This is a genomic window from Massilia aurea (assembly GCF_040790145.1).
Classification (GTDB): domain Bacteria; phylum Pseudomonadota; class Gammaproteobacteria; order Burkholderiales; family Burkholderiaceae_D; genus Telluria; species Telluria aurea_C.
The window spans coordinates 1-25,323 of the sequence record NZ_JBFMMP010000004.1 but is presented as its reverse complement, the minus strand read 5'-3'; the positions used below and the strand labels follow the sequence as shown (position 1 = coordinate 25,323).

Sequence of the window (25,323 nt, the reverse complement as noted above, 5' to 3'; positions counted from 1 at the left end):
GAGGAACTCATGCCCAGCCTTACCGATGCCGCCATCCTCGACGCGTGGTCACGCAATGTCGATCCCTGGACCGCCGCCGTGCGTGGCGGCGACATTGAAACCCGCACCCTGGTCACCAACGCCGCCATCGTCGATGCGGTGCGCAGCCTCGAGCCGGCCACCGGCGTCGATCTCGGTTGCGGCGAAGGCTGGCTGGTGCGCGCGCTGCCTGGCGTGGCCATGGTGGGCGTGGATGCGATTCCCGCGTTGATCGAGAAGGCCAACGCCGCCGGCGGGGGCGACTTCTGCGTGCTGTCGTACGAGCAGATCGCGCAGGGCCGGCTGGCGCTGGCGGTCGATGTCGCGGTCTGCAATTTTTCGTTGATCGGCAACGAGGCCGTCGATGGCCTGCTGCGCGCGGCGCCGACCTATCTGCGCGAAGGCGGCTCGCTGGTCGTGCAGACGGTGCATCCGCTCATGGCGTGCGGCGACGCGGCGTATGTCGATGGCTGGCGCGCCGGCAGCTGGGCGGGTTTTTCGAGCGACTTTGCCGATGCCCCGCCGTGGTACTTCCGCACGATCGCGAGCTGGATCGCGCTGTTCGCCGCACATGGCCTGCGGGTGACCGCCATGCGCGAGCCGCTGCATCCCCGCACCGGCAAGCCGGTCTCGCTGATCCTGATCGGGCAGCTGGAAGCATGATGGACGCGTGATGCCGGCTAGCGCAGCAGCTTGAGTCCCGGCGGCAGGGCGTCGCCCAGCATGCGTGCTTCGCTGGCCTGATCCAGTTCCACCACCTCGCGCACCATCGCCGTCCATTGTGGCGGCGCGCCGCTGGCGGCCAGGCGGCGCAGCACGTCGTCCCGCACCGCCTCGCCGATGTCGCGCGAGCGGTCGCCCGTCATGCGCGCGATGTGGGCGGCGGCGAAACCGGCCGGTTCCACCTTGCGCCAGTCGAGCAGCAATAGCTGGCGCAGCCAGCCCTCGGCCACGTCCGGCGGCGCCACTTCGTGCGCGCTCGACTGGAACGACTGGCGCGCACCGACGCGGCCCAGCGCCCACAGATAACGGCCATGGCGCGCGCTGGCGCGGGCATCGAGCTTGCCGCCGGCGGGGATCGCTGCAATCTGCTTGAACAGCCACTCGCCGATCTCGGCCTTGTAGGCCGACGGAATGCGTTCGAGCGAGGCGCCCACGCGCAGCAGGTCTTCTTCGCTGCCGTCGACCAGCGTGACGGGCCGCCGGCCACGCTCTGAGGCATCGGCTTGCAGGTTGAACGCGAAATCGTCGAGCACGCGCAGTTGCGCCTCGAGCGACAGGCCGCCGGCCACGCGGCGCCACAGCGTCCACCATTCGGCGCGCACCTGGCTGTCCTTGTGGTGCTGCACGCCGGCCTCGAACATCGCCCACAGCTGCTCCATGCGCCACGCGTCGAGCGGATGGCCGAAGCCCGGCCGCAGGCTGTAGCCGGCCAGATTGAGCCACGCGCGCTCATGCTCGACCGAGCGGCGCCGGCCTTTCGCGCGCGCCATCAGGGCGTCGAACAGGCGGCGCAGCAGCGGCGGCGTCCAATTCTCTCGCGCGCCGAGCAGGTGTTCGAGGCCGGCGCGCAGTTGCCTGACTTCCTTCGGCTCGACCTGTTTCGAGCGGGCGCCGAATACGCGCTCGATCTTGTCGATGGCGGCGTCAAGGTGCGCGGGCAGGGCCTCGTCGCGCGCATCGACGTCGTCGCTGCCGCCGCCGCGCAACTGGAACGCAAGCTGCCAGCGCCCGCCGCCGTCGTCGGCGACGCAATGCACTTCGAGCGAACCGACTTCGCTCAGCGTCGTCACCAGATGTACGGGGATCTCGGCCGGCGTGCCGGACGCTGCGGCGCGCAGCACCGTGGCGATTGGCGGCAGGCGCACCACGTCGGCCGGATCGAGGTCGACCAGGTCGCCGGCCTGCGGCGTGGCGCCGGCATCGGCAATTGTCGAGACCAGGTGAAAGCGCACCGGCCGGCCGACGCGCAGCGCGAAGCTGCGGCCCGCGAGCAGCACGTCAAGGGCGGCCGGTGTGCCGCGTGGCAGCAGGCACACGGCGCTCAGCATGCCGGCGCGCGCCTGGTCATCGAGCAGCAGGTAATAGCTGCGCGCCGCGCCGCTGTCGATTGCCGGCGCCAGGCCCTGGCGCCCCAGGGCGTAGGCGACGCCGCCGCGGGCGACGGCGATGTCGGGGTTCTCGTTGTGCAGCACGCGCAGCGCCTGGCCATGTTGCGCGCCACGCCACCGAGCCAGTGCGTCCGCAAGGCGCTGCGCCAGCGCGGCGCCGCGGAACACGCCGCCGTTGAGCAGCACGGTGTCGGGGATTGGCAGCGTGCCATCGTCCGGCAGGCCCAGTGCCTCGCGCGAGGCTGCGGCATGCTGGCGCAGGAAGCTCGCCAGATGGCGCGTGATGGCGGGGTCGCTCGCATACGGCAGGCCGAATTCGACGATGCCGGCGCGCGCGCGTTTCGGTTCTTCCTGCTGCTCGTTGAGTGGTAAGAAGCCATCGAGCACGATGCGTTCGATGTCTTCACGCCGCAGGTCGGCCTTGCGGCTGGCGCCGATCAGGCGGCTGCCGGCGCCGAGCAGCGTGACGGCCACCGACGCGGGTGCGCCGTCCGCCAGCAGCTGCTCCTTGGCGGCGCGGCAGCGTTCGGTGAGCTGGGCCAGGCGCGCGGCCGACAGGCGCGTGGGCGCCGCACCGTTGCCGCGCTGTTCGCCAGTTTGGTCGGCCATGCGCGCCTCGATCAGGTGCGCCAGCGCCAGGTCCATATTGTCGCCACCCAGGATCAGGTGGTTGCCCACGCCGATGCGGGTCAGGCGCGGCTCGCCATCGATCATCTCAACCTTGACCAGGCTGAAGTCGGTCGTGCCGCCGCCCACGTCGGCCACCAGCACGAGGCGTGCATTACCAAGATCGTCGGCCAGGCTGGCGCGATGGCGGTACAGCCAGTCGTACAGCGCGGCCTGCGGCTCTTCCAGCAGCGCGACCTGCGGCAGGCCGGCGAGTTTCGCCGCCTCTAACGTCAGCGCGCGCGCGCCTTCGTCGAACGATGCCGGCACCGTGAGCACGATCTGCTGGCGTTCGAGGGGTTGTTTGGGAAAGCGCGCATTCCACGCGGCGCGCAGGTGCGCGAGATAGCTGGCGCTGGCGGCCACCGGCGAGACCTTGGCCACGTCGCTGTCGACGCCCCACGGCAGGATCGGCGCCATGCGATCGACGCCGCCGTGCGACAGCCAGCTCTTGGCGCTGGTGACCAGCCGGCCCGGCGTGGCCGCACCGAGCACGCGCGCCAGGCGGCCCAGCGCAACGCGCTCGACGCCGGCGACATCCTGCTGCTGCCACGGCAGTTGCAGGGCGCCGGGCGCGAGTTCGTCCGGCCCCGGGTGGTAGCGCATCGACGGCAATAAAGGCGCGCCGGCCACTTCGCCAGGCGCCACCAGTTGGTCGATCTCGAATAGTTCGATCGCGCCCGATCCGGCGCGGCCATACGCCAGCACCGTGTTCGTGGTGCCCAGATCGATGCCGACCAGGTAAGTCACTACGCCTCGGCTGCGCTGCGCACGTCGAACTCGATCTTCCAGCGCTGGCCGTCACGCGCCACTGCCAGCAGTTCCAGCGTGCCAGTGTCAAGCGCCAGCGCATGCAGTTTTACTTGCACGACATCGCCCGCCACACGGCCATCGGCCGGCAGCGTGGCCTGGATGGCGTTCATCTCTTGCAGTTCGTCCGGGCCCCAGAATTCGAGCACGTCACCAATGCGGTCCTGGCGGCGCGTGGTGGAACCGAAGAAGCGGAACGTCACCGGCTCGCCGATCACCAGGCCGAATTCCTGGCCAGGCAGTTCGAGTTCTCCCCCTTCTTCCATGCCGAACGGCGCCACGCACAGCGCCTCCAGCGGCGGCTCCATGCCCGGGATGGCCGGCATCGACGACTCGACGCCGACGTAGTACGAACGCGCCGTGCCGCCGCGAATGCGCACGCCGCCGCCGCGCCGCGCGTAGCTGAAGTAGGCCGCGCCGCGCGCGACGGCCAGGTCGAGGTCAGCGCCTTCGAGGGCGCGCGCCGGTTCGGCGCCTTCCATGTACAGCCAGTCGTTGATGGTGTCCATCACGCGCTGGGCCAGGATGCCTGACTTGAACACGCCGCCGTTGAACAGCACCGCGCTCGGATGCAGGAAGGTGTGGTCGGGGGTGACGCGGCCGCTGAAGCCTTCCAGTTCGGCGGTGGCGCCGGCCTGGCGCGCGAGGAACGCGGCCAGGTGGCGCGTGATCGCCGCATCCTGTGCGTATGGCAGGCCAAGCTGGGTCAGGCCGGCGCGGGCGCGCACGGTCGGCCGCGCCGAGGCTTCCACGCGCGGGAAGAAGCCGTCGGTGATGAAGGCGGTGACTTCGTCGCGCGTGAGTTCGGTGCGGATCGAGCCGCCAATGAGTTTCGAGCCGCGGCTTGGCACCACGATCGGGTGGGTGGTGGCGTGGGCGTCGGCCAGCAGGGCTTCCTTGGCGCTGCGGCAGCCGTAGGTGAGGGCGCGCATCTGCCAGGCGTCGAGCTGCGTGCCGTTCGTCGACAGTTTGCGCGCGACGAAGTGGGCCAGCGCCAGGTCCATATTGTCGCCGCCGAGCAGGATGTGGTCGCCCACGGCCACGCGGTGCGGCTCCAGCTTGCCGTCTTTTTCCAGGATCGCGATCAGCGAGAAGTCGCTGGTGCCGCCGCCGACGTCGACCACCAGGATGATGTCGCCTGGCTGGACCTGTTTGCGCCAGCGCCCGCCGCTGCCCTGGATCCAGCTGTACAGGGCCGCTTGCGGCTCTTCGAGCAGGGTGGGCGTGAAGCCCGCCAGGCGCGCCGCTTCCGCCGTCAGCTCGCGCGCGCCCGGATCGAACGACGCGGGGATGGTGACCGTGACCGATTGCTGGTCGAACGGCGCTTCGGGGTGCGCGGCGTTCCAGGCCTGGCGCAGATGGCGCAGGTAGTGGGTGGATGCGGCCAGTGGCGACACGCGTGCCACTTCGTCAGGCGCGTCGGTTGGCAGGATCGCGGCGCGGCGGTCGACGCCCGGGTGGCACAGCCAGCTCTTGGCCGACGAGACCAGGCGGATCGGCGTGGTGGCACCGCGGCTGCGCGCCATTTCGCCGGCGATCGCGGGATTGGTGGTTGCTTCGGGATCGCTCCACGGCAGCGCGCGTTCGCCGGCCGGCAGTTCGTCCGGGTGCGGCAGGTACAGGAACGACGGCAGCAGCGGCAGCGCTTCGATGGTGCCGGGCGCGGTCAGTTGCGGGATCGGCAGCACGGCATCGACGGCTTTTTCGCCGTCGCTCGCTTGCAGGTCGACATACGACAGCGCGCTGTGGGTGGTGCCCAGGTCGATGCCGATGGCGTAGCGCGGATCGGCCGCATTGTTCAAGTCGTTCACGATATCGCTCACAGCTCGACCTCCGCCGGGGCCAGCACGCGCGCATCGTGGCGCTCGGCCAGTTGCGGCAGCGTGACGCTGGCGGCGCGCCAGCCGCGGTGGCTCAGGGTGCCGTTGAACGGCGCGGTGCCGACCACGTTGCCGGTCAGGCGCACGCTGGCCGCGTCGAAACCTTCGTTCAGGGTGATGCGGGCGCCTTCCGTTTCGCTGCGCACCGGTTCGATCGTGAAGTGCTCGCGCAGCACGCGCGCGCAGCCTTCGTGCACGACGCGTGCGGCGGCGCCGATGTCGGCATCCGAATAGCTGCTGAGGTTTTCGTGGGCGAAGTCGATCAGGCGCGCTTCGCGCTGGAACAGGCTCAGTAGCTGCAGGGCCGAATCCGGGGTCGGCGCGCGCAGGGGCGCTGGCGCTGGCGTTGGCTTCACCACTGGCACTGGCGCTGGTGCAGGCGCTGGCGCCGCGGTCGGGCCGACGCCGTCATCGCGCACGCGCGCGGCGAATTCGGCGTCGCCGAGCGATTTGAACAGGGCGCCGAAGGCGATCGACAGGCGGCTGAAGAAGCCGGGCAAATTGGTTTGTTGGGTCATGGTTGTTTTGATTGGTCAGTGCGAGGGAGGCGGTCCGGTGCGCCACGCGCCCGGCAGTGCCGTCCTAAAAGAGGCGCATGATACCAGCAGGCCGCGCAGTTGGCGCATTGGCAAGACATTGGCAGGACATGGGCTCGACTACCCGACGCTGCGCGCGCCGCTGGTCAATGCCGCCGCGTAATCGGTGAAATCGGCGAGGCCGCGCTTGACGATCGTGACGAGGGCGGGCAGGGGCGCGGTTTGATGATCCCATTCGGCGCGGCAGAATTCACCGGTGCGCTTGAGGTTTTCGGCCACCGTGGGCGCGATCCAGCCGTGCTCGGCCAGCAGGGTGATGACGTCGCGCTCGTCCTGCGGCGGCCCCAGGCGCGCGCAGCCGATCACGTAGTCACCCATCTCGATCGCCGCTTCCCAGGCGCGGATCACGTTCAGCGTGGCGGCATCCTGGCGCGTGATGTCGTCCGGGAAGGTAGCGGGGTCGCGCTCGTATTCAGCGCGGGCGCGGCTGCAGCAGCGGTCGATGATGCCGGCTTTTTTCAGCAGGATATCGTTGTTCATTTCCTACTCCATGGTGAATGGCGCATGAAGAAACCAGATGGTGCCGAAACACTCATTCACAAGGCGTTGATCCTTCTGCAGGACGCCTTGCAGCACGTTTAATGCTGGTCAATGCTGAACAACGACTTGATGTAGGCAAAATGAAAAGATCTTGCAAAGTGCCGGTTCAGCGAGTACTGTACGTTTATACAGTACTTTGCATTGTTATCACCGATATGAACCCTTCTTCCATCCTTGCCGCACCAGAGGCATTGCACCCATCGCTGTGGCGCGCGTCGCAGCTGGCGCATGCCGATACGCGCTGCATCGACACGGGCCACGCCACCTTGTCCGGCCAGTTGCCTGGCGGCGGCTGGCCCGGCGGCACCCTGGTCGACCTGCTGCTGCAACAACCCGGCATCGGCGAAATGCGCCTGCTGCGCCCGGCGCTGGCCGCCTGCGCAGCCCGCCGCATCGTGCTGCTGCAACCACCGCATCCACCCCAGGCGCTGGCGCTGGCTGCGCTGGGCCTCGATCCATCCCAATTGCTGTGGCTGCGCTCGACGCGCAGCGCCGACGCCCTGTGGGCGGCCGAGCAGGTCTTGCGCAGCGGCAGTTGCGGCGCGCTGCTGTTCTGGGCCAACCACGTACGCAGCGACAGCCTGCGCCGCCTGCATCTGGCGGCGCAGGGCGGCGACACCCTGTTCTTCATGCTCCGCCCGCTGGCCGCCGCGCAAGATGCGTCGCCCGCGCCGCTGCGCCTTGCGCTGCGCCCGGCGGCCGGCGGCATGACGGTCGACTTCATCAAACGCCGGGGACCGCAGCGCGACGCGCCGCTGTTCCTGCCCCTTGGTTCCTCACTACTGCAACGCCATGCGCCTCTGGATCGGCCTGTATTTGCCCCAGCTACCGCTCGAAGTCTTCAGCCCACGCTGGTGCAGTAGCGGGAGCAGTAGCAGTAGCGGCGAAGGTAGAAATATCGGCGCCGATGGCGCTGCTGCCACCGCCGCTGCGGGCGACCCCGGCATCGTGGTTCTGGAGCAAGAGCGGGTGATGGCCTTGTCAACGGCGGCGCGCATCGACGGCGTGCTGCCCGGCATGCGGCGCGGCGGCGTGCTGATGCTGATGCCCGACGCGCGCATCGTCAACCGCAGCCACGAGCGCGAGGCCGACGCCTTGCAGGCGGTGGCGATGGCGATGCTGCAATACACGCCGCAAGTGGCCCTGGCCGAAGAAGCCACGCTGCTGCTCGACATCGGCGCCAGCCTGCGCCTGTTCGGCGGCATCCGGCGTTTGTGCGAGCGCGTGCGCGCCAACTTGCGCACGCTGGGTTTCAGCGCCTGCATCGCCTGCGCGCCCACCGCGCGCGGCGCCTGGCTGCTGGCGCGTCGCAATGCGGGCCGGGCGGTCAAGATGGATACGCTGGTGCGGCGCCTCGACCGCCTGCCGGTGGGCTTGCTGCCGCCGGCGCGGCCGTTCGCCGCCTGGTTCGATGGCCTGGGCTGTCGCCGGCTCGCCGAGTTGCAACGCCTGCCCCGGCCCGGCCTGCAGCGGCGCTGCGGGCGCGCGCTGCTCGACATGCTCGACGCCGCGTATGGCCACAGTCCCGAACTGCTGCGCTGGATCGCACCGCCCGAACGTTTCCAGGCCCGGCTCGAACTGTTCGACAGGCTCGAGCACGCCGACCTGCTGCTGGCCGGCGCCCACCACCTGGTGCTGCAAATGACCGGCTGGCTGTGTGCGCGCCAGCTGGCGGTCGAGCGCATCCTGCTGCTGCTCGAACACGAGCGCGGCCGGGTGGCGTGTCCGCCGACCGCCGTCGAAGTGGCGCTGGCCGAGCCCACCTGGCGCGACGAACATTTGATGCGGCTGCTGCGCGAGCGCCTGGCCAAGCTCGAACTGGTCGCGCCCGTGATCGGCATCCGGCTCGAAGCGCAGCAATTGCAGGCGATGGCGCCGCCGACCGATTCGCTGTTTCCCGATCCCGGCGGCAGCGAAGAAGACCGCATGCGCATGATCGAATTGCTGGTCGCACGCCTGGGTGCCGACAATGTGCTGCAGGCGCTGCCGCATGCCGACTACCGGCCCGAAATCGCCAACGCCTGGGTGCCGGTGCACGAGAAGGCAAGCGCTGCGGCGCGGGCCGCGCAAATGCCGCCCGACGTGCAAAGCCTGCCCCGGCCGAGCTGGCTGCTGGCCAAGCCGATTGCCTTGTTGATGCGTGACCACCGGCCGTTTTATGGCTCGCCCTTGCGGGTGGCATCGAATCCCGAACGCATCGAAGCGGGGTGGTGGAGCCAGACGCAAACGCGCGACTACTTCATCGCCGAAGGTAAAGATCACGCGCTGTACTGGATCTACCGCGAGCGCATCAACGGCTCGGGCGAAGATGCCGCGCCGCGCTGGTTCCTGCATGGCTTGTTCGGATAAAAGCCCGCCAGCGCGCGCCAGCGAACGGTGCCATTACCTTCGGTCGGGCATACTTGTTCCATCCACAGTCGACAGGAGAACCCATGCAACGATCGATTCATTTCGCCGCCCTGGCCGCCTTTACCTTCGCCGCTTCGGCCCACGCCGCCACGCAGCAAACGCTCGAAACATCGGGCTTCACCGTCAAGATCGTGCAGCAGTGCGAAGAGGGCAACGTCACCTGCGACGACGTGCGCTACACCGGCACCAGCAAGAAATCCGGCAAGGCGATCACGCTGCGCGGCAAGACCATGCATTCGATGGCGGCCGATGGCATCACGCCGGGCGCCTTCCAGGGCTATGTGTTCCGCTCGGGGCGCGTGAATTACACCGTGTATGCCGATGGCCGGCTGGTGGTCACCGAAGGCAAGAAGACGCTGGTGAACCAGCGGGGCGAGTGGAGGTAAGCCAGCCGCGAGCATGCGCTGAACTGCTTCACAGCCTCAGCACTGCGGGCGGCGATGGATTGGCTGGCTTGTCGGCATATTTTACACACGCACGATGCGTGGCAGATCAAATCGCCCAAGTAGTTGACGACATTGATTTTTATCTTTGGCATGGATTGTGCTTTTGTATTTACCGCACACCTCCTTTAATCATCCAGGATAAATCCAATGAATCTGATGAAGAGTTTGAAAACTGCCATCATCGCCGTGTTCCTGTTCTCGGCCAGCGTGGCCAATGCCGCGCTCATTCAGTTCAACCTGACAGGCGACTACACGGCCAGTTGGCAACTGGAGTCCACAACGCCTGATGATGTCTTCGATGGCATATGGGCCACCTATATCGATGTGACAGGTTCATTCCCTGGAGCGAGTCAATCAGCTGTCGACGTGACGTTCTACACCCCAGTACTCCAGGGCGGATTCGAGATTTACGACTACAACGCCGGTATTGCTTTGGTGGCGACTGCCGGACCCATGCTCTATACCGAGTCGGCAAACGGTCCGCTCTTCACATTCGGCACATTCGCCTTGACGGCCTATGACGGTCCAGGCAACTACACCCTGTCGATTTCAGCAGCAGCAGCACCCGTCGATGTGCCCGAGCCGGCAACGAGTGCATTGTTACTCGGTGGGTTGGGCCTCATGTTGGCGTCCGGACGGCGTTTCAAGGCATTGCGCCGCGGCTGACCAGCGCCGAAATTTTGGGCGCATCGACAAGCTGTGTTGCGTAAATCCGGCTGCAGCGACTGCTGCAGCCGGAAGCAGATTGTGCTCAGTGCCCACTCATGTCCAGGCAGATCAGCGGCGCTCAATCCGGCGCCAGCAACTGCTCCAGCCGCCTCGGATAGTGATTCAAGAAGTCGCGCGTGACGGCGTAATGCTCGGTGTCCTCGTATGCCATCTCGGTAATGCCGCTGCCATCGAACGCCAGGATCTTCGCACCCGGATACGCGAGCAGGATCGGCGAGTGCGTCACGATGATGAACTGCGATTGTTCCTGCACCAGCATGTGAATCGCCCGCAACGCCGCCAGTTGGCGATTGGGCGAGAGCGCCGCCTCGGGTTCGTCCAGCAGGTACAGGCCGTTGCCGCGAAACTTGTCGAGCAGGATGCTGATGAACGCTTCGCCGTGCGAACGCGCATGCAGCTTCTTGCCGCCATAGCCGGTGGTTTCCGGCATCTGGTCAAGGTAGGTCGCGAGATTATAAAAACTTTCGGCGCGCAGAAAATAGCCATCCCTGGGCCGGCGCACGCTGCGCGACATGCGGATGTGGTTCGCCAACAAGGTGTGCTCGCCGGACGTGTTGAGCAGGCTGTTGTTGAGCGTGCCGCCTTCGATGCCAAAGCCCAGCGCCAGCGCGATTGCTTCCAGAATGGTCGACTTGCCGCTACCGTTCTCGCCCACGAAGAACGTGACGTCGGCGTGAAACTCGATCGATTGCAATTCGCGCACGGCAGGGATGTTGAACGGAAAGTCGTCGAAGCCGACCTCGTTGCCGAAGTCGGACCACACCCGTTGCAAATAAGGCTTGGCGCCGAAGCGGTTCATGGCGAACAGGACAAAGTTGGCATGCTCACCATCATCGCACACGATGAGAGAACATCCGAATGCGGCGCGGTATGCCAGGCACGGCTACACCACTGCAGCGCTGAACGACTCGGGCCGCCGCGCAAGCAGATGCGACAGCCGTTGAAGGCCGGCCTGCAAGCGCCCACGGTCCTGGATGCTGCCCAGCGAGATCCGGATGGCGTTCACGGTGGCGCTGCCGGTCGCGAATGCCTGGGCCGGCGTGACGGCGATGCCCTCGCGCCCGGCGACATGCGCCAGCTGCGCCGCGTTCCAGTATGCCGGCAACTCGAGCCATACATGCAGGCCGTCGCCAGTGCCACTGTAGCGCCCCGCCAGGAGATCCCGGGCCATCCGGTGACGCACGCGCGCCTCGTCGCGCACGCCTTGCATCAATGCCTCAGCCGAACCATCAAGGATCCACTGCGTGGCCAGTGCAGCGGTCAGGGGGGCTGCCATCAGTGCAAACGATCTCAGCGCGGCCAGGAACCGTTCGCGTTCGTGCGGGTCGCGTATCAGCACGAAGGCGACACGCAAGCCGGGCGTCAGGCATTTCGACAGCGTCGAGATGTAACTCACCTGTTCCGGGGCGAACGTGGCAACCGGTGGTGGCGGGGCATCGGCCAGCAGCCAGTACGGGTCGTCCTCGACGATGCGAACCTTGCAGCGCTGTGCAATGCCGGCGAGCGCCTTGCGCCGGTGCGCCGGCATGGTGCTGGCAGTCGGGTTCTGCAATGTCGGATTGAAGTAGACCAGCCCGGGCTTGTGGCGGCGGCAGGCCTCGTCGAGCAGCTCGGGCACCATCCCGTGCCTGTCCGCTTCCACCGCCATGATGCGCCGGCCGAACTGGGCCGCTGCCGCACGCAAGCCGGGATAACTGGTCGGCTCGGCCAGGATGACATCGCCAGGCTCGGTCAGCGCCAGGATCAAGGCGGCGATCGCCGCCTGCGCACCGGGACAGACAACAACCTGCCCGAAATCGAGCGGTCCAAACATCGGTGCGAGCCATGTGGCGCCGGCCTTGCGGTCGGCGTCGCTGCCGCCGCCCAGGTGGTACGTCATCAGCAATGCATTGTCTGCGCTCATCAGTACCTGAGACAGGCCTTGCTTCAACAGGTCGTCGAAGTCCACGCCTGCCGGCGGTGGCGGGGTGTTCATGCTCAGGTCGAGGATCGACGTCAATGCGACTTTCGGCGCCGCGACATACGTGCCGCGCGCACCGCGACCCTCCAGCAAATTGCGGCGCCGGGCTTCGTCGTAGGCGCGCGTGACCGTCGTCAGGTCGACATCCAGCTGCGCTGCCAGCCGCCGCTGCGGGGGCAAACGGTCACCCGGTGTCAACAAACCAGCGACCACTGCCGCCTGCAACGCGTCCGCAATCTGCAAGAAACGAGGCCCGCCCTGCGCGGCCAGTCGCGGCAACCAGGTTGGCAAATCCTCATCTTGTATGGTTCTCGACTGGGACATTTTGTCTCAATGTATGGAAATTGCTTTCAAGTAGTATGCTTCAAAGCGTGTTGAGGCAGTGGTCCTCACGATCGAAAGTGCCAAGTAATAGCCTGGAAATACTCACGATGGATTGGTTCCCTGTAGTCTTTTTTACCTTCAAGGCTCTCGTGCTCGGCACGGGCATGTTCTTCGCCATCAAGTGGCATTACGATCAAGGCAAGAAGCAGAAGGCAATGGATCGGCGCGCATTGCTGGGCGCAGCGGCCAAGGTGGTCGCAATCTTCCTGGTATTGCTCATGGTGCTGGGGTACGGCACTTTTGTCCTGATCAGGAAGCTTGGATTGGACTGGACCTTGCCCTGACGCCAACGAGCGGGCGCCGCGTGGGCGCGTGGACGGCCGGGCCATCCACGCTACGCAATGACGCTTACTTCAGCGCCTTGAACAACACATCGAGCCGATCGCGCGTGCCTGGAATGCGCTCCAGGCGCGGATACCGCAGGCCGTCACGATAATCGAGCGCGATCGTGCGCAGGTTGTTCCCCTTGCGCACCAACAGTTCGAGCGGCGCCTTGCCATCCTTGGCCGCGCGCACCGCCGCCTTCAGCACATCGCCCTTGTAGACGCGGTTGTTGACCGCCACGATCGTGGTGTTGGCCGCCAGGCCCGCGCGGAAGCCCACGCCATCCCAGATCACGCCGGTGATGCCGCCGTCGGCGCGCACCTGGAAACCCAGCGAGTACGTGAAGTCGGTGATCTTGGTGCGTTCTTCGGCGCCGCGCGTCGTGTCGTTGGGCGTGTCGCCGTACACCAGCTTCCAGCCGGCGCGCCCGATGCCATCGAGCGGGGCGCCCGGGCCGTGGCCGTCCAGGCGCGCGCGCAGGAACGGCGCCCAGTCGAATGCCTGCACCTTCGTCAACGCGGCCACCACGTTGTCGAACGTGTAGAACGTGGTGTCGGTGCTGCCATTGTCGATGCCGAAGAAGGCGCGCGCGAAGTCCTGCAGGCCGCGTTTTTCGCCCGAGAGTTCGCGGATCTTGGTATCGACGTCGAGCCAGATCAGCATGCCCTCGGTGTAGTAATCCTCACTGCGCTGCCAGTTGCCCCAGCCGATCGGGCGGCGCCCGTTGATGATCGGATCGTTGACGGTGTCCTGCATCGCGCGCCAGTCGCGGCCCTGGGTGGTGTCGTAGCGCGCCGCGTCGATCGCCAGCGCGTTGCGCGCATGGGTCTGCGAGACCAGGCCCGAACGCGCGGCGAGCACCTTGCCCCAGAACTGGGTCTGGCCTTCGTATAGCCACAGCAGTTCGTTCTGCAGCGGCGTGTTGAAGTTGGCGACATCCTGGCCGGCAGGGCGGCGGAACTTGCCGTTCCACGAATGCACGAATTCATGCGGCAGCAGTTCGCGTCCGGGTTCGTTGCGGTTCCATTCGGTGAAGTAACCGAGCTTGACGCCGTTCTCGCTCGACTGCTGGTGCTCGCGGCCGATGCCGCCGAATTCGTCCGAGATCGCAAACAGAAAATCATACTGGCGGTAGTGGTGCGATCCGAACAGCTTGAGCGCCTGGTCGACCATCGCGCGGTGCAGCGCGATCTGTTCCGGCTTGGCCTCGAGGCTTTCGGGATTGTCGGCCACCACGTTGAGCATCACCGGCTGCTTCGCGCCCGGCGCCAGGTCGATGCGCTTGAAGTAGCGACCCGCGAACAGGGGCGAGTCGACCAGCGTGTCGAGGTCGTGCGGCTTGAAGCGCACTTCGTCCCCCGTGCGCCCTTCAACCTCGAGCGAGCTGGCGAACTGCCAGCCGGCGGGGAGCCGCAGCGTCGGCTGCACGGTGATGCGGCGCGCCTGGTAGCCGGCCGGGTACAGCGCCACCGATTGCCACTGCACGCCGAGGATATCGTCGGTCATCGTGATGCGGCCCTGGGTCGTGTCGAGCGGCGACAGGAACTGGTACTCGGCTTCGAGCGTGGTCGCGCCTTCCGGCACGACCACGTGGAATGCATACACGTTGACGGGGTCGCGCTTCCACTCGACCGGCTTGCCGCCGGCACTGAATTTCAGGCCGGCCAGTTGCGTCAGCGGGATATTCGGGCCGTGGTTCCCCGGCGCCCACTGCGGATACAGCAGCGTCATCGGGCCGGGCCGCGCGGGCATCGACAGGCGCATCCTGAAGACCTGCTGCGCCAGGTTGCTGGCGTCGACATGCAGCGCGATCGTGCCGGGATACGGGGCGTCGCCGACGGCGGGAACCTGCGCCGAGGCAGGCAGGGCCAGGGCAAAAGCAAGGGCCAATGCGCTCGCCGGACGGGCAGCGCGTGCGAAGAAAGTGCGGGGTGCGGTCATGGAAAAAAGCAGGAAGGAAAGGAAGCCGGGCAGTGTAGCACCGCCTGCGGGGCCGATTTTTCGCTGATACATCATGCAAATAAAATTTGGCATTTTTAATAAAAATACGTATTTTGCTTGCCTTGATTTCCCGATACCCGGCATTAGATTGGTACCAGCGGATGCTCAACGGAGGTCCGCACCCTTATCGCTTAATTTCAAAAGGATAGACATCATGCGTACTTATGACCTGACCCCCCTGTACCGTTCCGCCATCGGTTTCGATCGCCTGGCCAGCCTGCTCGAGCAACGCGCCGAGTCGCAGCCAAGCTACCCGCCGTACAACATCGAACTGGTGAGCGAAGACCAATACCGCATCGTGATGGCGCTGGCCGGCTTCAGCCGTGACGAAGTCGAGATCATCACCGAGCGTGACAGCCTGCACGTCACCGGGCGCAAACAGAAGGACGACGCCCAGCGCACCTTCCTGCACCGCGGCATCGCAGCGCGCGATTTCGAGCAGCGCTTCCAGCTGGCCAACCACGTGAAGGTCACCACCGCGTCGTTCGACAACGGCATGCTCACCATCGAACTGGTGCGCGAAGTGCCCGAGGCGCTCAAGCCGCGCAAGATCGCCATCGGCGACGCCGCCGGCACCATCAGTGGCGACAACGTCCAGGCACTGGAACAGCGCGCCGCTGCCTAAGCGTCTTTTAGTGTCAGCATAAGCACGTCGTTCCCGCGCAGGCGGGAACGACGTTTTTGCGTCAACGGAAGAACGCCGCGCGCCCATCCTTAAGTCGCGTTTAAGCCCCTGCCATTGTCAACTTAAGTACCGTCTAAGATGGTTGCGCGACACTACTCTCATCGAATTTCACCACACCGATTCACCGAATTTTCATCAGGAGCACATCCATGTCGAATCCAAGTGCCGTTACTGCCATCACTGCCAAACGCCTGACGCTGGCCCTGTGTGCCGCGGGCGTCATCGGCGGCGCGGTCGGTGCCATCGCTGTCAATCACAACAACGCCACTGCCAATGCCGCCGCCGAACGCGCGCCTGCCGTCATTGCGGCCGCCCCGGCGCCTGCGCCGGCTGCCGCCGTGGGCGCGCCGTCGTCAACCGTGGCGCTGCCCGACTTCACGCGCATCGCCGCGCAACAGGGCAAGGCCGTGGTCAATATCCGCGTCGTCGGTGGCACCAAGTCGGCGGCCCGTGGCGCTCAGGGCGGCATGCCGAGCCTGGACCCGGGGCATCCCCTGTATGAGTTCTTCAAGCAGTTTCAAGACCCGCGCTACGGTGGTAGCGAGCGCGGTGGTCGTGAAGCGCCCGTTTTCGGCGCTGGATCGGGCTTCATCGTAAGCCCGGACGGCGTCATCCTTACCAACGCACACGTCGTGCAGGGCGCTGACGAAGTCACGGTCAAGCTGCAGGATCGCCGCGAGTTTCGCGCCAAGGTCCTGGGCGCCGACCCGCGCACCGACGTGGCTGTGTTGAAAATCGACGCCAAGGGCTTGCCCGTGGCGCCGATCGGCAAATCGCAATCGGTCCTGGTGGGCGAATGGGTGCTGGCCATCGGTTCGCCGTATGGCCTCGAAAGCACCGTCACCGCCGGCGTGGTCAGCGCCACCGGCCGCTCGATCCAGGGCGACAGCAATGTGCCGTTCATCCAGACCGACGTCGCGGTCAATCCCGGTAACTCGGGTGGCCCGCTGTTCAACACCCGCGGCGAAGTGGTCGGCATCAATTCGCAGATCTACAGCCAGACCGGCGGCTACCAGGGCCTGTCGTTCTCGATCCCGATCGACCTGGCCGTGCGCATCAAGGACCAGATCGTCGCCACCGGCAAGGTGCAGCATGCCAAGCTCGGTGTGAGCGTGCAAGAGGTCGGCCAGAGTTTCGCCGATTCGTTCAAGCTCGAATCGGTCGAGGGCGCGCTGGTGTCGAGCGTCGAACGTGGTAGTCCTGCCGAACGCGCGGGCCTGAAGTCCGGCGACGTGATTCGCACGGCCAATGGCACGGCCATCGTCGCCTCGGCCGACCTGCCGGCCATGATGACGCTGGCCAAGCCGGGCGACAAGGTGGCAATGGACGTCTGGCGCGACGGCAAACTGGTGCGCATCAGCGCAACGCTCGCCGACGCGGCCGACAAGCCGCGCCGCGCCCAGGCGGAAGATGTCGGCAACACGGTGGACAACAGCGCCAGGCTGGGCCTGTCCCTGCGACCACTCGAGCCGATCGAGCGCCGCCAGAGCGGCATCGCGGCCGGCCTGTTGATCGAGGACGCCTCGGGCGCCGCCCAGATCGCGGGCATCGAACCGGGCGACGTGCTCATTTCGGTCAATGGCCGGCCGGTCAGTTCGGTGGCCCAGGTGCGCGAGATGGTGGCCAAGGCCAGCAAGTCGGTGGCCTTGCTGATCCAGCGGGGCGACGAGAAGATCTTCATTCCGGTGCGGATTGGTTAAGATGGTGTAGCGTCCCCGGGGTCGCACTTTTACAAACGAGGGAACGATGCGACTGCTGCTGGTGGAAGACGATACGATGATCGGTGAAGTGGTGCTCGACCTGCTCAGGGCCGAGCACTACGCGGTCGACTGGGTAAAGGACGGCGAGATGGCCGACACGGCCCTGATCCAGAACCAGAACTACGATCTGGTGCTGCTCGACCTGGGGCTGCCGCGCAAGGATGGCCTCGAAGTCTTGCGCTCGATGCGCGCGCGCAAGGACCGCACCCCGGTGCTGGTGGCCACCGCGCGCGACTCGGTGGCCCAGCGCATCGCGGGCCTGGATGCCGGCGCCGACGATTACGTCCTCAAACCCTACGATCTCGATGAACTGCTGGCGCGCCTGCGCGCACTGCTGCGCCGCGCCGCCGGCCGCGCCGAGCCGATTTTTGAATACCGCAACATCACGATCAATCCGGCCACCCGCGAAATCATGGTCGACGGCACCCAGGTATCGCTCTCGGCGCGCGAATGGGCCGTGCTCGAGGCGCTGGTGGCGCGGCCAGGCGCCGTGCTCTCGCGCGCGCAGCTCGAAGAAAAGCTGTACAGCTGGCGCGACGAAGTCTCGAGCAACGCGGTGGAGGTGTACATCCACGGCCTGCGCAAGAAACTGGGCAGTGACCTGATCCAGAACGTGCGCGGCGTCGGCTACATGGTGCCCAAAGCATGAAGATGACGCACTCGCTGCGCGGGCGCCTGCTCTGGTTCCTGCTTGCGGCGATCACGATCGCGGCGGTGGCGCAGGCGACGATCGCCTACCGCACCGCGCTGCACGACGCCGACCAGATCTTCGATTACCACATGCAGCAGATGGCCCTGTCGCTGCGATCGAGCACGCCGCTGTCGAACGACGAAGCGCGCGCCCGGCAAGAGGCCGACAGCGCCGGCGGCAACGACGACATGGTGGTGCAGATGTGGTCTCCCGACGGCGCCCAGATGTTCCACAGTGTCTCGCGCGCGCGCCTGCCGCAGCGCGCGGTGCTCGGTTTTTCGAACGTGCGCGCCAATAGCACCACCTACCGCGTGTTCTCGATCCAGACGTCCAATCAAACGGTGCAGGTCGCGCAAGACCTGGCCGTGCGCCGCAATATGGCCGGCAACCTGGCCCTGCGCACGCTCGGGCCCATCGCGGTGATGATGCCGATCCTGATGCTGGTGGTGTGGTGGGTCGTGAGCGGTTCGCTGCAACCGGTGGCGCGGGTGCAGTCACAGGTCGCATCGCGCCAGGCCGACGATCTGTCGCCCGTGTCCGATACCGGCCTGCCCGACGAAGTGCGCCCGCTGGTGCAAGAACTGAACCTGCTGTTTGGCCGCGTGCGCACCGCATTCGAGGCGCAGCAGCATTTCGTGGCCGATGCCGCGCACGAACTGCGCACGCCGCTGGCGGCCTTGCGCCTGCAGGCGCAAAGCCTCGACCGCGCCGACACGCCCGACGCGCGCCGCGTCGCGGTGGGGCGCCTCACGGCCGGCATCGACCGCGCCACGCGCCTGGTCGAACAACTCCTGATCCTGGCGCGGCAAGAAGCCACCGCCGCCGAAGGCTCGGTTGCGAAAACCCGGCCGGTGGACCTGGCCGACCTGGCGCGCCGCACGGCCGCCGACCTGGCCGGCGTGGCCGCCGCCAAGGGCGTCGACCTGGGCCTGCAGCAGGCCGACCCGGCCAGCGTCGACGGCCAGCCCGATGCGCTGCAGATCCTGCTGCGCAACCTGGTCGACAACGCGGTCAAGTACACGCCTGGCGGCGGCACGGTCGATATCTCGGTGCTCAGCAGCCCCGGTACGGTAGCGGTACAGGTCGAAGACAGCGGCCCCGGTATCCCGCCCGACGAACGCGAACGCGTATTCGACCGCTTTTACCGCGTTCCCGGCAGCGAAGCTGCCGGCAGCGGCCTGGGGCTGGCGATCATCAAGGCGATCGCCGAGCGCCATGGCGCGGTGCTCACGCTGGGGGCTTCCGGGCGGCTGGGCGGATTGATGGCGACCGTCACGTTCAAGACGCCCGTGCAGACAGGCCTCTAGCAGCGCAGTTCGTGATAACGCTGGCGCAGGCTGAAGGTGTCACGGCGCAGCGATTCCATCGGCGCGCCTGCGCTGCTTTCCTGTTCGCTGCGCTCGTTGTCGACGATCGCAGATTCCAGTGCGCGGCATGCACGCTGCGCGCTGGCGTCGAGGGCGTAACGCCGCGTGGCTGTAGCGTACTGCTGTTCGTTCATCCCCGTAATGGGCCTGAAGATGCGCGCCATGTTCTCATGGTGGTATTCGCGTGCCACATCCGCGCCCAAACGGGATGTGCCCGAGAGCTTGTCGACGCCGCGCGCCGGCACCACGTCGAGCCGCTTCGCGCCGAGGCATGGCACGTCGGTATAGGCAATCTTGCCGGCCACATTGCACTTGTAGATCGTGCGGCTTGGGGCCGGCAGCTGCGCGTGTGCCGGCAGGGCTGACAGCGCCAGCAACAGACTGCCGGTCAAGGCAGCCCGGATTCTGAATGAGATAGTGTGCATGATGTTTGACGCAAGGGTGCTCGTTGTCGTTGCTGTATTACGCGCGGCCGCAGGCGTTTGCGCCCTGCAGGTCAGGCAGCATAGCGCATCTGGCGTTGACCAAATATCGTCAATTGTCACGCCAGCGCGGCGCGCGCACTCACGGTAAAATGGCCGGTTTGGCGGCGTTTCGCCCGCCCGTTTGCATACTGAGGAATCGATGAACAAGCATATTTTGGTCGCCAGCGTACTGGCGGCAGCCGCCGGCCTGGCGTCGAGCCAGGAGGTCGTGAAGATCGGTCACGCGGCCGCGGTCACCGGGCCAGTGGCCTACTTTGGCAAGGACACCGAGAACGCCACGCGCATGGCGATCGAACACCTGAACGCACGCGGCGTGACGATCGCCGGCAAGAAGGTGACGTTCCAGCTCGTGGCCGAAGACGACGGCGGCGATCCGAAACAGGCCACCAGCGTGGCGCAGAAGATGGTCGACGCGAAGGTCAACGGCGTGATCGGCCACCAGACGTCGGGCACCACGATCCCGGCCTCGAAGATCTACAACACCGGCGGCATCCCGCAGATCTCGCCGTCGAGCACCAGCCCGAAATACACGCAGCAGGGCTTCAAGACGGCATTCCGCACGATCGCCAACGACGTCCAGCTGGGCCAGGCGCTGGGCCGCTACGCGACCGGTACCATGAAAGTGCGCCGCGTGGCGGTGGTCGATGACCGCACCGCCTACGGCCAGGGCCTGGCGATGGAATTTTCCAGAAGCCTGCAAAAGCAGGGCGGCACGATCGTCGCGCGCGAGTTCACCAACGACAAGGCGACCGATTTTTCGGCCATCGTCACCCGCATCCGCGCGACCAAGCCTGACATGGTCTTCTTCGGCGGCATGAACGCCACGGCCGGCCCGATGCTGCGCCAGATGAAGCAGCTGGGCATGAACGTGCGCATGATGGGCGGCGACGGCATCTGCTCGGACGAGATCTTCAAACTCTCCGGCGGCACGATGGCCGACGGCCAGGTTGTGTGCGCGGAAGCCGGCGGCGTGCAAGGTGAAGGCAAGGCCGGCATGGACAAGTTCCGCGCCGACTACAAGAAGCGTTTCGGGATCGATGTGCAGATCAACGCGCCGTATGCGTACGACGCGACGATGGTGATGGCCGAGGCGATGATCAAGGCTGGCTCGACGTCGCCTGCGACATACCTGCCGTTCCTGGCAAAGACCGAGTACAAGGGCGTGACCGGCCCGGTGGCGTTCGATGCGCGCGGCGACGTGCGCGACGGGACCATCACCCTGTACGGCTTCAAGGGCGGCAAGCGCTCCCTGATCACCGTCACCAAGTAAGGTAGACGGCGCCGCCTGCGTTACGACATCCGATGCCGGAAGGTCGGCTCGATATTCTTCGCATGCAGGTGGCGCACGATGTCTTCCAGCGTCGCGTCTTTCAGCAGCAACCCGGCCGGCGGGGCAGACGCCGGCACGCTGGCAACCACCGGCGTATCGAGTGACGCCGCCACCGGCGCACTCACCGTGGCCGGCTCCAGCAAACGCCAGACGCGCTCGAACCCTTCTGCATCGATACTCTCCAATCCTTCCAGAAAGCCGGCCTGACCGTTCGGCGGCGGCCGCATGTCCAGTCCCGGTTCATCGGCGAACGATGCGCCCATCCCGGGGTGGATAAAGGCGGCCCAGCGGCCGGTGCGCGGGTGCAGGCAGGGCGGCAGGGCGACCGGCGCGCGCACGGCGTCCGGCGCCAGGTCGACTTCAGGGAAGTAAGCAGTGCGCAGGCGTTCGAGGAACGCCTGCGCCCGCTCGGCCGGCACCGGCGTCTCGAGCGACAGCCACAGATAATAAGCGTCGCCGCCCGAGATGCTCACCGCCGGCGCCGGCAGGCTCAAAGTCGTCTGCAGTGCATTGGCCACTTCGCACAAGCGCATCCAGTGCGCCTCGCTGTCGGCGCCCTTGGTCTTGCGAAAGGGGATCATCATCGCGCGCGTCAGGCCGTCGCTGCCAGTCAGGCTGACCGGCGCGTTCTGCTGGCCCTGCAGGTGCAGCGCCAGGACGTCGGGCGGCAACGCATCAAAGGGGAGATACAGCCGCAATAGTTCGGCAATCAGTTTGTGCATGGCGTTTTCTAGGGAAAGAAGCCATTTTGACACAGCGCGTGAACCGCTGGAGGGCAGCGACACTGTGGCGCGGCCCCAACATCCGTTTTTTCATACAAACCCGCGCGATTACTTTTTATTGGATTTGGCGCGATATATTCAAAAAAAGGTGATCGCTGAAATCGCGCCGATAATCATTTTTCTGTTTTTATCGAGAATGTCGATATTTAAGTAATCGCAGTTATTGCAGTCATGAAACCTCATAAATTCGCTCATCCGATCCGGTTGCCAATGCCATAAAAATACCGCATTCTCGTTTCCAGCATTGAATCATTCGATGCAAATAAATATAACGGAGACCAGCGTGCATCACACCCTTTCCTATCTGGGAACATGGGCCGTATTGTCATCGGCCCTGCTTCCCTCACTCGCCGCGGCCCAGGCCGCTCCCGCCCCGATCGTCTTCCAGAACGCCGCCGTGCATGACCCGTCGGTGATCAAGGTGGGCGACATGTTTTATGTATTTGGGTCACACCTGGCCGCCGCCAAATCGCGTGACCTGATGAAATGGCAGCAGGTCAGCGAAGGCGTCACCGCAAGCAATCCATTATTCCTCAATGGCGCGTCGAACGTATTCACCGAACTGGCCGAGACATTCGACTGGGCCCAATCGACAACGCTCTGGGCGGCCGATGTCAAGCGCATGCCGGACGGTAAATTCTATATGTATTACAACGCCTGCAAGGGCGATTCGCCGCGGTCCGCATTGGGTATTGCGGTGTCGAATAATATCGAAGGCCCGTATGTTGACAAGGGCATCATTCTGAAATCGGGGATGTGGGGCCAGCCCAGCCATGACGGCACGATCTACGACGCGATGAAACATCCGAATGCCGTCGATCCCCACGTGTTTTCGGATAATGCCGGCAAGCTGTGGATGATCTACGGCTCGTATTCGGGCGGGATTTTCATCATGGCGATGAATCCCGCAACCGGTGTGCCGTTGCCGGGGCAGGGCTATGGCAAGCGCCTGATGGGCGGCAACCACGCACGCATCGAAGGCGCTTACGTCATGTACAGCCCGGCCACGTCGCACTATTACCTGTTCACGTCCTTCGGCGGCCTCGATTCAACCGGTGGCTACAATATGCGCGTCGCGCGCTCGCTCAACCCGGACGGCCCGTACGTCGACGCCCAGGGCAACGACATGGCCGGTGTCAGATCCGATCCCACCAAGCCGCTGTTCGATGACGCGTCGATCGCACCGTACGGCGTCAAGCTGATGGGCAGCTTCCTGTTCGAGCGCAAGCTGGGCGACACGGGCGCGGGCATCGGCACCGGTTATGTCTCACCCGGCCACAATTCGGCGTACGTCGATCCGGCCAGCGGCAAGCACTTCCTGATCTTTCACGCGCGCTTTCCCGAGCGCGGCGAGCAGCACGAAATCCGCACCCATCAACTGTTCATGAATGCCGACGGCTGGCCGGTCGTCGCGCCACGCCGCTACACGGGCGAGACGCTTGGGGCCGTGCGGCGCGAGTTCGTGCAGGGCGACTACATGCTGGTCAACCACGGCAAGGACATCTCGGCGGCCATCAAGAAGTCGCAGCACATCGCGCTCAATGCCGACGGCACGATCACGGGTGCAGTGGCCGGCAGCTGGCTGCTCACGGGCAGCAACGGGATCGAGATCCGCCTGCCCGGCGCCTCGCCGTACAAGGGCGTCTTCGTCAACGGCTGGGACGAAACGGCCAAGACCTACGCGATGACCTTCTCGGCCCTTTCGCGCGAAGGCGTGGCGCTGTTTGGCAGCCGGCTGCTGCCGCGCACCGAGGCGCAGACCGTCAATGCCGTCGCCGCGGAACTCAGCCTGGGCAACACGAGCGCCGTCACGGCCAATCTCGCGCTGCCGACAAGCGGCACGCGCGGCGCGACCATCACCTGGACTTCGTCGAACCCGGCAGTCGTCAGCAACACCGGCGTCGTCACCAGCCCTTCGAGTGGGGACGTGAACGTCACGCTCACGGCGCGCATTGCCAAGGGCAGTACGGTGGTCATCAAGACCTTCGTCGTCACCGTGCGCAAGGCCGGCGGCCTGCTGGCGCACTACACCTTCGATGGCAGCCTGGCTGACGCGGGCGGCATCTTCGCTGCCGGCAGCGTCACCGGCAACCGGATCGACGCACCAGGCGGCAGCATCGCCTACGAGGCGGGCGTGAAGGGCAGGGCGGCCGTCTTCAACGGTGCAAGCGGCGTGCGGCTGCCCAATGGCCTCATCGCGAGCCACAACTACAGCGTGACGCTGTGGCTCAAGCCGGCGGCGCTGACGGCGTTCTCCACCACCTTCTTCGGCGCGCGCACGACCGAGTCGTGGGTCAGCCTGCTGCCGATGGGGCATGCGGGCGTGGGCGGTGCGTCGATGCTGTGGTCGGGCACGGCCTGGTATGACGCCGGCCTTGGCATGAACATCCCGGTTGGGCGCTGGTCGCATGTTGCGTTCACCGTGAAGAACGGCGCGCTCAACGTCTACATCGATGGCAGCAAGCGATTTGCCGGCACGGGCTTTCCCAACGTGTTCACCAACACCAGCGGCGTGTTCGCGCTGGGCGTGAACTGGTGGGATGCGCCGTACCAGGGCGCGATGGACGACCTGCGCATCTATGGCTCGGCACTGAGCGACGCCGATATCGCGGCGCTCGTGCGCCAGTAACCTCTACCTCAAGGAGCACCACATGAAACACATCATCATCGCGCTTCTGCTGGCGGCGTGCTGCGCAAGTGCGCAGGCCGACGTCATCGGCTTCGACGACCTGCCCAGCAGCGACACTGCCGTCATCGCCGATGGCTACGCGGGCTTTAACTGGACCGGGGTGGGCGTGATTGGCGCCGACGCGTATCCGGACAGCGGCTTTGCCAGCGGCGTGGTCTCGGGCGTCAACGTCGCCTTCAACCACGGCGGCGCCACCGTCACGATCTCGAATGCAGGCGGCTTCGATTTTGTCGGCGCCTTCTTCACATCGGCCTGGTATGAACAGGAACTCTCGTTCGAGGGTAGCCGCGCGGGCCAGCTGCTGTTCGCGACCGATGTGTCGTACGTGATCGACACTATTACGCCGCAGTGGATCGAACTCGGTTGGCGCGGCATCGACACGCTCACGATCTACAACAGCAGCGGCACGCAATGGGCGATGGATGCATTTACGGTGCCGGAGCCGGGCACGCTGGCGCTGTTGGGCATTGCGGGCGTGGGGTGGCTGGTAACGCGCAGGCGCAGGCATGACGCATGTCCGGTCAGTCGTCGCTCGTCGGGCAGCAGGCTATAAGTCACCTGCCTATGCACGTCGTTCCCGCGGAGGCGCACTGCTGTCCGGAATAATTTGCTTGACTTAGGAAGTAGGGGTTGCAGGCATTGGTTTACGAGGGTTAACCT

The 25,323-nt window shown here is 65.9% G+C and carries 22 protein-coding genes; 13 read left to right on the top strand and 9 right to left on the bottom strand.

Annotated features, from left to right (window positions below; translation table 11 throughout):
- The first annotated feature begins 9 nt into the window (after positions 1-9).
- Entirely contained in the window at positions 10-681 is a 672-nt protein-coding gene (locus AB2N08_RS08330) for a class I SAM-dependent methyltransferase (RefSeq protein WP_367610170.1), read from the top strand.
- Between the two features lie 17 nt (positions 682-698).
- On the opposite strand, the gene AB2N08_RS08325 is transcribed toward AB2N08_RS08330, so the two are convergent.
- The 4 genes from AB2N08_RS08325 to hepT form a co-directional block, all read right to left on the bottom strand.
- Positions 699-3,545 carry an Hsp70 family protein gene (locus tag AB2N08_RS08325; RefSeq protein WP_367610169.1) on the bottom strand — a complete coding sequence of 949 codons (2,847 nt, stop codon included), beginning with the start codon at positions 3,543-3,545 and terminating at the stop codon, positions 699-701.
- The gene (locus AB2N08_RS08320; RefSeq protein ID WP_367610168.1) at positions 3,545-5,416 is read right to left on the bottom strand and encodes an Hsp70 family protein; all 1,872 of its coding nucleotides are present in this window, start codon (positions 5,414-5,416) and stop codon (positions 3,545-3,547) included. The genes AB2N08_RS08325 and AB2N08_RS08320 overlap by 1 nt, the downstream gene beginning before the upstream one ends.
- Positions 5,417-5,424: 8 nt before the next feature.
- The gene (locus AB2N08_RS08315) at positions 5,425-6,003 is read right to left on the bottom strand and encodes a DUF2760 domain-containing protein (RefSeq protein ID WP_367610167.1); all 579 of its coding nucleotides are present in this window, start codon (positions 6,001-6,003) and stop codon (positions 5,425-5,427) included.
- Positions 6,004-6,141: 138 nt separating this feature from the next.
- Positions 6,142-6,561, bottom strand: coding sequence for a type VII toxin-antitoxin system HepT family RNase toxin (hepT, locus tag AB2N08_RS08310; protein WP_367610166.1), 420 nt, complete (start codon positions 6,559-6,561; stop codon positions 6,142-6,144).
- 215 nt (positions 6,562-6,776) lie between these two features.
- On the opposite strand from hepT, the gene imuA reads away from it, so the two are divergent.
- From imuA to AB2N08_RS08290, 4 genes are all read left to right on the top strand, one after another.
- Entirely contained in the window at positions 6,777-7,484 is a 708-nt protein-coding gene (gene imuA, locus AB2N08_RS08305) for a translesion DNA synthesis-associated protein ImuA (RefSeq protein ID WP_367610165.1), read from the top strand.
- Entirely contained in the window at positions 7,414-8,970 is a 1,557-nt protein-coding gene (locus tag AB2N08_RS08300; RefSeq protein ID WP_367610164.1) for a Y-family DNA polymerase, read from the top strand. Before imuA ends, AB2N08_RS08300 begins: the two co-directional genes overlap by 71 nt.
- Positions 8,971-9,053: 83 nt before the next feature.
- Entirely contained in the window at positions 9,054-9,416 is a 363-nt protein-coding gene (locus AB2N08_RS08295) for a hypothetical protein (RefSeq protein ID WP_367610163.1), read from the top strand.
- Between the two features lie 207 nt (positions 9,417-9,623).
- Positions 9,624-10,142, top strand: a complete 519-nt coding sequence (locus AB2N08_RS08290; RefSeq protein ID WP_367610162.1) for a PEP-CTERM sorting domain-containing protein — start codon at positions 9,624-9,626, stop codon at positions 10,140-10,142.
- A 121-nt stretch (positions 10,143-10,263) separates the two neighbouring features.
- Here the strand turns inward: AB2N08_RS08290 and AB2N08_RS08285 are convergent, their stop codons facing one another.
- On the bottom strand, positions 10,264-11,004 hold the full coding sequence (locus tag AB2N08_RS08285) for an AAA family ATPase (protein WP_367610413.1): 741 nt from the start codon (positions 11,002-11,004) through the stop codon (positions 10,264-10,266).
- A gap of 84 nt (positions 11,005-11,088) precedes the next feature.
- Positions 11,089-12,489: an aminotransferase-like domain-containing protein gene (locus AB2N08_RS08280; RefSeq protein WP_367610161.1), complete on the bottom strand. Its 1,401-nt coding sequence runs from the start codon at positions 12,487-12,489 to the stop codon at positions 11,089-11,091.
- Between the two features lie 107 nt (positions 12,490-12,596).
- Between AB2N08_RS08280 and AB2N08_RS08275 the strand changes: the two genes are divergently transcribed.
- Positions 12,597-12,833 carry a hypothetical protein gene (locus AB2N08_RS08275; protein ID WP_367610160.1) on the top strand — a complete coding sequence of 79 codons (237 nt, stop codon included), beginning with the start codon at positions 12,597-12,599 and terminating at the stop codon, positions 12,831-12,833.
- A gap of 64 nt (positions 12,834-12,897) precedes the next feature.
- On the opposite strand, the gene AB2N08_RS08270 is transcribed toward AB2N08_RS08275, so the two are convergent.
- Positions 12,898-14,814 (bottom strand): M61 family metallopeptidase, encoded by a 1,917-nt coding sequence (locus AB2N08_RS08270; RefSeq protein WP_367610159.1) that lies wholly within the window; start codon positions 14,812-14,814, stop codon positions 12,898-12,900.
- Between the two features lie 214 nt (positions 14,815-15,028).
- On the opposite strand from AB2N08_RS08270, the gene AB2N08_RS08265 reads away from it, so the two are divergent.
- The 4 genes from AB2N08_RS08265 to AB2N08_RS08250 all read left to right on the top strand — a co-directional run bounded on the left by AB2N08_RS08265 (position 15,029) and on the right by AB2N08_RS08250 (position 19,317).
- A complete protein-coding gene (locus AB2N08_RS08265; protein WP_367610158.1) occupies positions 15,029-15,499 on the top strand; it encodes an Hsp20 family protein in 471 nt (156 codons plus the stop codon).
- A gap of 209 nt (positions 15,500-15,708) precedes the next feature.
- Positions 15,709-17,259 carry a Do family serine endopeptidase gene (locus tag AB2N08_RS08260; RefSeq protein WP_367610157.1) on the top strand — a complete coding sequence of 517 codons (1,551 nt, stop codon included), beginning with the start codon at positions 15,709-15,711 and terminating at the stop codon, positions 17,257-17,259.
- A gap of 46 nt (positions 17,260-17,305) precedes the next feature.
- Positions 17,306-17,968: a response regulator gene (locus tag AB2N08_RS08255; RefSeq protein ID WP_367610156.1), complete on the top strand. Its 663-nt coding sequence runs from the start codon at positions 17,306-17,308 to the stop codon at positions 17,966-17,968.
- Complete coding sequence (locus AB2N08_RS08250) at positions 17,965-19,317, top strand: ATP-binding protein (protein WP_367610155.1); 1,353 nt, start codon at positions 17,965-17,967, stop codon at positions 19,315-19,317. The genes AB2N08_RS08255 and AB2N08_RS08250 overlap by 4 nt, the downstream gene beginning before the upstream one ends.
- Here the strand turns inward: AB2N08_RS08250 and AB2N08_RS08245 are convergent.
- Positions 19,314-19,769 carry a hypothetical protein gene (locus AB2N08_RS08245; RefSeq protein WP_367610154.1) on the bottom strand — a complete coding sequence of 152 codons (456 nt, stop codon included), beginning with the start codon at positions 19,767-19,769 and terminating at the stop codon, positions 19,314-19,316. The two genes, AB2N08_RS08250 and AB2N08_RS08245, sit on opposite strands and share 4 nt — an antisense overlap.
- Positions 19,770-20,001: 232 nt before the next feature.
- Here AB2N08_RS08245 and AB2N08_RS08240 point away from each other — a divergent pair, with 232 nt between their 5' ends.
- Positions 20,002-21,132, top strand: coding sequence for a branched-chain amino acid ABC transporter substrate-binding protein (locus tag AB2N08_RS08240; RefSeq protein WP_367610153.1), 1,131 nt, complete (start codon positions 20,002-20,004; stop codon positions 21,130-21,132).
- Positions 21,133-21,152: 20 nt separating this feature from the next.
- Here the strand turns inward: AB2N08_RS08240 and AB2N08_RS08235 are convergent, their stop codons facing one another.
- Positions 21,153-21,914: a hypothetical protein gene (locus AB2N08_RS08235; RefSeq protein ID WP_367610152.1), complete on the bottom strand. Its 762-nt coding sequence runs from the start codon at positions 21,912-21,914 to the stop codon at positions 21,153-21,155.
- Between the two features lie 343 nt (positions 21,915-22,257).
- Between AB2N08_RS08235 and AB2N08_RS08230 the strand changes: the two genes are divergently transcribed.
- Both AB2N08_RS08230 and AB2N08_RS08225 read left to right on the top strand, forming a co-directional pair.
- Positions 22,258-24,603: a family 43 glycosylhydrolase gene (locus AB2N08_RS08230; RefSeq protein WP_367610151.1), complete on the top strand. Its 2,346-nt coding sequence runs from the start codon at positions 22,258-22,260 to the stop codon at positions 24,601-24,603.
- Positions 24,604-24,625: 22 nt separating this feature from the next.
- Complete coding sequence (locus tag AB2N08_RS08225) at positions 24,626-25,216, top strand: PEP-CTERM sorting domain-containing protein (protein ID WP_367610150.1); 591 nt, start codon at positions 24,626-24,628, stop codon at positions 25,214-25,216.
- The last annotated feature ends 107 nt before the right edge of the window (positions 25,217-25,323 follow it).